Here is a 7413-nt window from a genome sequence, read left to right as displayed (position 1 = left end):
GAGGGGATGATTTGATCGTTTTTTAGCCGAATCACCGTTTTGAAATCGGCAAGGGCTGGAGTCAGCCAGAAATACCTGACTACTTCAGACCATCCTTAAGGATATCGAGTCGCCGGAGCGAGCGCTTCTCAGGGATGAAATAGAAGACACAGTTCATAGAACTATCCAGCAACTTCCAGAAGATTTGCGTACGGCTCTAACACTGCGTGAATTTGATGGTCTTAGTTATGAAGACATTGCAAACGTCATGCAGTGTCCGGTGGGTACGGTCCGCTCACGGATATTCCGAGCGCGGGAAGCCATCGATAAAGCATTGCAACCCTTGTTGCATGAATCCTGAGACAGCGGCGATAGCCAAGAGAGGAACCGCCATGAGTCGTGAAGCCCTGCATGAATCGCTGTCCGCGGTGATGGATAACGAAGCGGACGAGTTAGAAATACGTCGAGTGCTCGCCGCAGAGGGCGACAATGAAATGCGATCGACCTGGTCGCGCTACCAGATTGCCCGTGCCGCAATGCACAAGGAACTGATCGAGCCTCGTATGGATATCGCTGCGGCAGTCTCGGCCGCTTTGGCCGACGAGCCTGCCATGACAGCGACCAAGCCACAGCGCTCGGCTTGGAAGAATGTAGGTCGTCTTGCTGTTGCGGCTTCGGTCACCGTTGCTGTGTTGGCGGGCGTGCGTCTGTACAACCAAAGCGAAGTAGCCGGTCCCCAGATCGCTCAGCAGCCTGCGCAGCCTAGCATCGCAGTGCCGCAGGCCAGCCAGGGGCCAGCCGTGTTGGCAGGCTATAGCGAGGGTGCGGTCGTTCCGGGTGCTCAGGTAACGGGAGCGGAGGCGTCGACTGACAGCTGGCATGAAAAGAGATTGCCAGCTTACGTACGTCAGCATGCTCAGCAGGCCGCTTTCGGTAGCGGTTCGGAAAGTGCGCTGCCCTATGCTCGTGCTGCCAGCATGGAAGATCGTTAAGGAACAACATGCGTGTAATACCGCTGTTTGTGGTGCTCGGAGGCTGGCTATCGATGCCGGCCTTTGCTGCTGAGGCCGACGTCTTGATGCAGCGTCTTGCTGCCGCTGAGAAAAAACAAAGTTACCAAGGCACCTTCGTCTATGAGCGAAACGGTAGCTTTTCTAGCCATGCTGTCTGGCAGCTGGCAGATGAGCAACAGTTGCGTGAGCGGTTGTTGCAGCTGGATGGTCCAGCTGCAGAGGTCGTGCTGCTGAACGGGAAGATTCAATGCGCGACTGAAGACATGGCGTCGCAAGTGCGGGAAATCACGCCATGGCGACAGCAGCTGGAGCCGGACGTTCTTTCCAAATGGTACGACTTTCAAGTCATTGGTGAATCCCGAGTTGCAGGACGCCCTACGGTTGCACTGGCCATACGTCCCCGTGATCAGCACCGCTATGGCTTCGAGTTGCATCTCGATCGAGAAACCTACCTGCCGCTTAAATCATTGTTGCTTGACGAAAGTGGGCAATTGCTTGAGCGCTTTCAGTTCACCCATTTTGCGCCAGGCTCTGCGGCGCCCTCCGATCTGAAGGGCGGCGCTGATTGCAAGCCGGTCTCGCTTGCTGCGGAGCAAAAGGAAGCGACGTCAACGAAATGGCGCTCTGATTGGTTGCCGGACGGGTTTCAGCTGATCGACTCGGACGTGCGTTCCAGTCCTGCCTCAAAAGAGTCGGTGACCTGGTTGTCTTATGGCGACGGAATAGCTCGCGTGTCGGTATTTATCGAACCTCTAGGCGGTGCTGTAGTTGAAGACGCGCGCAGTCAGATGGGGCCAACGGTGGCCGTCTCGAAGCGTATTTCAACAGCTGACGGCGACGTCATGGTTACTGTCGTCGGGGAAGTCCCGCTAGGCACTGCGGAGCGAATTGCCTTGTCTATGCGCTCCGGAGCCGGCCAGGCAACGCAATGATCGAGGAGTCGGGACGCGTAGTTGCGGTGGCAGTCGGCGCAGTTTGGGTTGAGACGAAACGCGGCAGCACCTGTTCCGGCTGTTCTGTCAAGAACGGCTGTGGGCAGGGCGTTATGGACAGGCTCGGTGTTCGTGAACGTCGTGGATTGACGCTCGCGTTATCAGACCTCCATCTTAGTGTTGGGGACGGCGTTGTAATCGGTGTGCGGGAGCGCGCGTTGCTTCGTGGTGCTGCGCTTGTCTACCTATTTCCCTTGATTGCATTATTGGTATCGGCTGCCATTGCTTCGGCACTTTCAGCTGCCGAGGCATATGTCATGCTGGCGGGTGTTTGCGGTTTCGCCATTTCTTGGTTGATCGTATACAAACGCAGCCGAGACACAGCTTCAGACCCAGAGCTGCAGCCAGTTGTCCTGCGAGCGACGATGGCAGTTGCGCCTGCTGATCAAACAGTCTGTATATAGCAACCGTCCGATATAGGCTTCAGATAGTTGCTTTTGGTTCTTTGGGCTCGTCTCGCTTTTTGTACCCCGATCAGGGGCGGTTGCCGATTCGATTCTTCGATCATGTGCTGATATCTGCGCCGAACTGGGCATTTTCGATCTTCCTATTGTTTGTCCGTTCGACTTGTCGGCTGCTTGGCACCTTGAAAGCAGGTTCCGGTGACCAGCGTGGCACTGGATAGACCTATCAGGTACACTTTACGGCTATTTTCGGCGGGCAATCGGCCCGCGACGTATTGAGTGTTGAGCTGTGAGCGACCTGAGTCATATCCGCAATTTTTCTATCATCGCGCACATCGATCATGGCAAGTCGACCCTGGCTGACCGTTTTATTCAGATGTGCGGCGGCTTGACCGAGCGTGAAATGAACGCCCAGGTGCTTGATTCGATGGACCTCGAACGCGAACGAGGCATCACTATCAAGGCGCACAGCGTCACGCTGTACTACAAGGCGAAGGACGGCAACACTTACCAGCTGAACTTCATCGACACCCCAGGCCACGTGGATTTCACCTATGAGGTCAGTCGCTCGCTGGCCGCGTGCGAGGGTGCGTTGCTAGTCGTTGATGCCGGGCAGGGTGTGGAAGCGCAGTCGGTAGCCAACTGCTATACGGCCATCGAGCAGGGCTTGGAAGTCATGCCTGTGCTGAACAAGATGGATCTGCCGCAGGCCGATCCAGACAAGGTCAAAGACGAAATCGAACATATCATCGGTATCGATGCTACTGACGCGGTGGCGTGCAGCGCCAAAAGCGGGATGGGTGTAGACGATGTGCTTGAGCGTCTGGTGGCAGTCATTCCCGCACCGACGGGCGAAATCGATGCGCCGCTGCAGGCGCTGATCATTGATTCCTGGTTCGACAACTACCTTGGTGTCGTTTCGCTGGTCCGTGTTCGTCATGGTCGGATCAAGAAGGGTGACAAGGTTCTGGTCAAGTCCACTGGCAAGGTGCACCAGGTCGATAGCGTGGGTGTGTTCAACCCGAAACACACCAGCACGGCGGACCTCAAGGCTGGCGAAGTCGGCTTTATCATCGCGGGTATCAAGGATATCCACGGTGCTCCGGTTGGCGACACGCTTACCCTGTCGAACACGCCCGACGTCGAGATGCTGCCTGGTTTCAAGCGGGTCAAGCCGCAGGTCTATGCGGGTCTGTTTCCGGTAAGCTCGGACGATTTCGAAGATTTCCGGGAAGCACTGCAAAAGCTCACGCTTAACGATGCGGCACTGCAGTACGAGCCGGAGAGTTCAGACGCGCTTGGGTTCGGCTTCCGTATCGGCTTCCTCGGCATGCTGCACATGGAGATCATTCAGGAGCGCCTCGAGCGTGAGTATGACCTGGACCTGATCACCACGGCGCCGACCGTGGTTTATGAGCTGTTGTTGAAGAATGGCGAGACTGTCTACGTCGATAGCCCGTCCAAACTGCCGGATCTCTCGTCGATTGAAGATATGCGTGAGCCCATCGTTCGGGCCAACATACTCGTGCCCCAGGAGCATCTTGGCAGCGTTATTACGCTATGCATCGAAAAGCGGGGCGTCCAGCACGACCTGCAGTTTCTCGGAAGCCAGGTCCAGGTGCGCTATGACCTGCCAATGAGCGAAGTGGTGCTCGACTTTTTCGATCGGCTCAAATCAGTCAGTCGTGGCTACGCCTCGCTGGATTACAGCTTCGAACGCTTCCAGTCAGCCAATCTCACCCGCCTGGATATCCTGATCAACGGTGACAAGGTCGACGCGCTCGCACTTATCGTGCACCGCGATAATGCGCATTACAAAGGGCGGATTCTTGTCGAGAAGATGAAGGAGCTGATCCCTAGACAGATGTTCGACGTCGCCATCCAGGCCGCGCTGGGCGGCCAGATTGTCGCGCGCAGCACCGTAAAGGCCTTGCGCAAGAACGTTTTGGCGAAGTGCTACGGCGGTGATGTGAGTCGTAAGCGCAAGCTTCTTGAAAAGCAAAAGGCCGGTAAGAAGCGGATGAAGCAGGTCGGCAACGTGGAAATCCCGCAAGAAGCCTTCCTCGCCGTGCTCAAGGTAGATAGTTGATATGTCGATCAATTTCCCGCTGGTGCTGGTCATTGCCGTTGCTGTGTGCGGTTTTCTTGCGCTGCTCGATTTGCTTGTGTTCGCGCCTCGGCGTAGGGCTGCGATCGCCAACTACGAAGGCCAGACTCGGGAGCCCGATCAGTCGACGCTCGACGCTTTGAACAGAGAGCCGGTTCTGATCGAATATGGCAAATCGTTTTTCCCGGTTCTTGCGATCGTGCTGGTATTGCGCTCGTTTCTGATCGAACCGTTCCAGATTCCATCGGGGTCGATGATCCCGACACTCGAGGTTGGCGACTTTATCCTGGTCAACAAGTTCGCCTATGGCATCCGACTACCGGTGGTCGACACCAAGATAATCGAGGTCAGTGATCCGCAGCGTGGCGATGTCATGGTGTTTCGTTACCCCAGTGATCCCAACATAAATTACATCAAGCGCGTCATAGGCCTGCCTGGCGATGTGATTCGCTACAGTAGCGACAAGCGGTTAAGCATCAACGGCGAGCTGGTACCTGAAATGCTGATTGGCGAAGAGCCTGGAAGTCTGGGCAGCGCCAAGCTTTATCAGGAAAAGCTTGGCGAGGTGGAGCACCTCATTCGCAAGGAAATGGCCCGCTATCGGGTCGAACCCAACCGCGAGTGGCAGGTTCCGGAAGGCCATTACTTCATGATGGGCGACAACCGCGACAATTCCAACGACAGCCGCTATTGGCACGATGCTGCGATTCCAGCGGAGTTCGCCGGCATGGTTCCAGACCGCAACATTGTCGGCAAGGCCTTCGCCGTATGGATGAGCTGGCCAGATCCGAAGTTCAGCAACCTGCCGCACTTTTCGCGCGTAGGATTGATTCACTGAGTCTGTGAATCAGGGCCCGGGTTCCAGCGAGCCGTGCCGTTATATTTGCACAGCCCCGATCCGCGGGTTACGTACGACATAGAGGTCGACATGAGTTTCGCTCGTTCGCAAAAAGGGCTGTCCATGCTGAGCTGGATCATGGTGCTGGCGCTGGTCGCTTTTTTTGCCAGTACCGCATTTAAGATGCTGCCGCATTACTTCGACTATATGTCGATGGACAAGATCATTTCCGGGGTCGAAAGTGACAAGGCGCTGGACATCCGCACCGTGCGAGATTTCTATAGCCATGTACGCAAAGGCATGGACGTCAATGGTATTCGCGACCTGGACCTCGAAGAGGCGATGCAGGTCGTGATTGAAAATAACGAGTTCAAGGTCCACTTGGACTATGAAAAACGCGAGCCCCTGATCCGCAATCTCGATCTGGTGGCGAACTTCGATAAAGAATATCGCCTAAGGATGCCGTGAGCACTTCGTTAGCCCGTCTCGAGCGCAGGCTCGGATATCAATTCAAGGACCAGGAGCTGATGCTCCTGGCTCTGACGCATCGCAGCTATGCCGGACGCAACAATGAGCGTCTGGAGTTTCTCGGCGATGCCATTCTCAACTTCATCGCCGGCGAGGCGCTGTTCAACCATTTTCCTCAGGCCAAGGAGGGGCAACTCTCTCGTCTTCGGGCACGCCTGGTTAAAGGTGAAACGCTGGCAGTTCTTGCCCGAGGCTTTGAGCTCGGCGAATACCTGCGGCTCGGTTCCGGCGAGCTGAAAAGCGGTGGTTTTCGCCGCGAGTCGATCCTCGCCGATACGCTGGAAGCCCTGATCGGTGCGATCTACCTGGATGCAGGGATAGATGCGGCGCGTGATCGCGTGCTTGCCTGGCTTGCCAACGAGTTGGAGGGGCTTACGCTCGTTGATACCAACAAGGATCCGAAGACCCGGCTGCAGGAGTTTCTGCAATCGCGCGCATGCGAACTACCCAAGTACGAAGTAGTAGCGATCCAGGGCGAACCGCATTGCCGAACCTTTTTCGTCGAATGCCAGATATCGTTGCTCAATGAGAAGACTCAAGGGCACGGTGCTAGCCGGCGTATTGCCGAACAGGTTGCCGCTGCCTCGGCATTGATTGCGCTGGGCGTGGAGAACGGTAATGACTGATGAACGAATTGAAGGTGAAAACGTCACCCGCTGCGGCTATGTAGCCATCGTCGGAAGGCCTAACGTGGGCAAGTCGACCCTGCTCAACCACGTCCTGGGACAGAAGCTCGCGATCACCTCGCGCAAGCCGCAGACAACTCGTCACAACATGCTGGGTATCAAGACCGAAGGCGCCGTTCAGGCGGTGTATGTCGATACGCCCGGCCTGCATAAGAATGGCGAGACGGCACTGAACCGCTATATGAACCGCACTGCCTCTTCAGCGCTGAAGGATGTTGATGTCGTCGTCTTCGTTGTTGATCGTACCCGCTGGACCGATGAGGATCAGCTGGTGCTCGAACGTGTCCAGTACGTCGAAGGTCCGGTCATCGTTGCGGTGAACAAGACTGATCGCGTCGAAGATAAGGGCGAATTACTGCCACATTTCGAATGGCTGGCTCAGCAACTGCCTAGAGCCGAGATCGTGCCGATCTCCGCCCAGCACGGGCAGAATCTGGATGTATTCGAGAAGCTGGTGGCCTCCCACCTGCCCGAGGGCGAGCACTTCTTCCCCGAAGACCAGATCACCGACCGTAGCAGCCGCTTCTTGGCCGCGGAGCTGGTACGCGAGAAGATTATGCGCCAGCTCGGCGCAGAAGTGCCCTACCAGATCACCGTCGAGATTGAAGACTTCAAGCAGCAGGGCCACGTGCTGCATATTCATGCGCTGATCCTCGTCGAACGCGACGGCCAGAAGAAAATCATCATTGGCGACAAGGGCGAACGCATCAAGCGTATCGGCCAGGAGGCGCGCAAGGACATGGAAGTGCTGTTCGACTCCAAGGTCATGCTCAATCTCTGGGTAAAGGTGAAGAGCGGCTGGTCCGACGACGAACGCGCACTGCACTCGCTCGGCTACAGCTGACGCTCGTCCCGCGACACCTGTC

8 protein-coding genes and 1 pseudogene are annotated in these 7413 nt (G+C 56.4%); all 9 read left to right on the top strand.

Features of this window, described 5'->3' with window-relative positions:
* Positions 1 to 94: 94 nt before the first annotated feature.
* Positions 95 to 340 (top strand): annotated as a pseudogene (locus BUE09_RS10935) (sigma-70 family RNA polymerase sigma factor); the annotation flags it as partial.
* Between the two features lie 31 nt (positions 341 to 371).
* Complete coding sequence (locus tag BUE09_RS10930; protein ID WP_073301004.1) at positions 372 to 971, top strand: sigma-E factor negative regulatory protein; 600 nt, start codon at positions 372 to 374, stop codon at positions 969 to 971.
* An 8-nt stretch (positions 972 to 979) separates the two neighbouring features.
* Positions 980 to 1924 carry a MucB/RseB C-terminal domain-containing protein gene (locus tag BUE09_RS10925; RefSeq protein ID WP_073301003.1) on the top strand — a complete coding sequence of 315 codons (945 nt, stop codon included), beginning with the start codon at positions 980 to 982 and terminating at the stop codon, positions 1922 to 1924.
* Positions 1921 to 2388 carry a SoxR reducing system RseC family protein gene (locus tag BUE09_RS10920; RefSeq protein ID WP_073301002.1) on the top strand — a complete coding sequence of 156 codons (468 nt, stop codon included), beginning with the start codon at positions 1921 to 1923 and terminating at the stop codon, positions 2386 to 2388. Before BUE09_RS10925 ends, BUE09_RS10920 begins: the two co-directional genes overlap by 4 nt.
* A 289-nt stretch (positions 2389 to 2677) precedes the next feature.
* On the top strand, positions 2678 to 4477 hold the full coding sequence (gene lepA / locus BUE09_RS10915) for a translation elongation factor 4 (protein WP_073301001.1): 1800 nt from the start codon (positions 2678 to 2680) through the stop codon (positions 4475 to 4477).
* Between the two features lies 1 nt (position 4478).
* Positions 4479 to 5333 (top strand): signal peptidase I, encoded by an 855-nt coding sequence (lepB, locus tag BUE09_RS10910; protein ID WP_073301000.1) that lies wholly within the window; start codon positions 4479 to 4481, stop codon positions 5331 to 5333.
* A 90-nt stretch (positions 5334 to 5423) separates the two neighbouring features.
* Positions 5424 to 5801: a DUF4845 domain-containing protein gene (locus BUE09_RS10905; protein ID WP_073300999.1), complete on the top strand. Its 378-nt coding sequence runs from the start codon at positions 5424 to 5426 to the stop codon at positions 5799 to 5801.
* On the top strand, positions 5798 to 6487 hold the full coding sequence (rnc, locus tag BUE09_RS10900) for a ribonuclease III (protein WP_073300998.1): 690 nt from the start codon (positions 5798 to 5800) through the stop codon (positions 6485 to 6487). The genes BUE09_RS10905 and rnc overlap by 4 nt, the downstream gene beginning before the upstream one ends.
* Positions 6480 to 7391 (top strand): GTPase Era, encoded by a 912-nt coding sequence (gene era / locus BUE09_RS10895; protein WP_073300997.1) that lies wholly within the window; start codon positions 6480 to 6482, stop codon positions 7389 to 7391. Before rnc ends, era begins: the two co-directional genes overlap by 8 nt.
* Positions 7392 to 7413 lie beyond the last annotated feature (22 nt).

The organism is Stutzerimonas xanthomarina DSM 18231 (assembly GCF_900129835.1).
In the GTDB taxonomy this organism is placed as follows: Bacteria; Pseudomonadota; Gammaproteobacteria; order Pseudomonadales; family Pseudomonadaceae; genus Stutzerimonas; species Stutzerimonas xanthomarina.
Note: the sequence above shows the minus strand (reverse complement) of the source record. Positions and strands in the feature narration are given on the sequence as shown.

Coding starts and splice junctions, on each gene's coding strand:
- BUE09_RS10920 (WP_073301002.1), top strand. CDS start 1,921: ATGATCGAGGAGTCGGGACGCGTAGTTGCGGTGGCAGTCGGCGCAGTT.
- lepB (WP_073301000.1), top strand. CDS start 4,479: ATGTCGATCAATTTCCCGCTGGTGCTGGTCATTGCCGTTGCTGTGTGC.
- BUE09_RS10905 (WP_073300999.1), top strand. CDS start 5,424: ATGAGTTTCGCTCGTTCGCAAAAAGGGCTGTCCATGCTGAGCTGGATC.
- BUE09_RS10930 (WP_073301004.1), top strand. CDS start 372: ATGAGTCGTGAAGCCCTGCATGAATCGCTGTCCGCGGTGATGGATAAC.
- era (WP_073300997.1), top strand. CDS start 6,480: ATGACTGATGAACGAATTGAAGGTGAAAACGTCACCCGCTGCGGCTAT.
- BUE09_RS10925 (WP_073301003.1), top strand. CDS start 980: ATGCGTGTAATACCGCTGTTTGTGGTGCTCGGAGGCTGGCTATCGATG.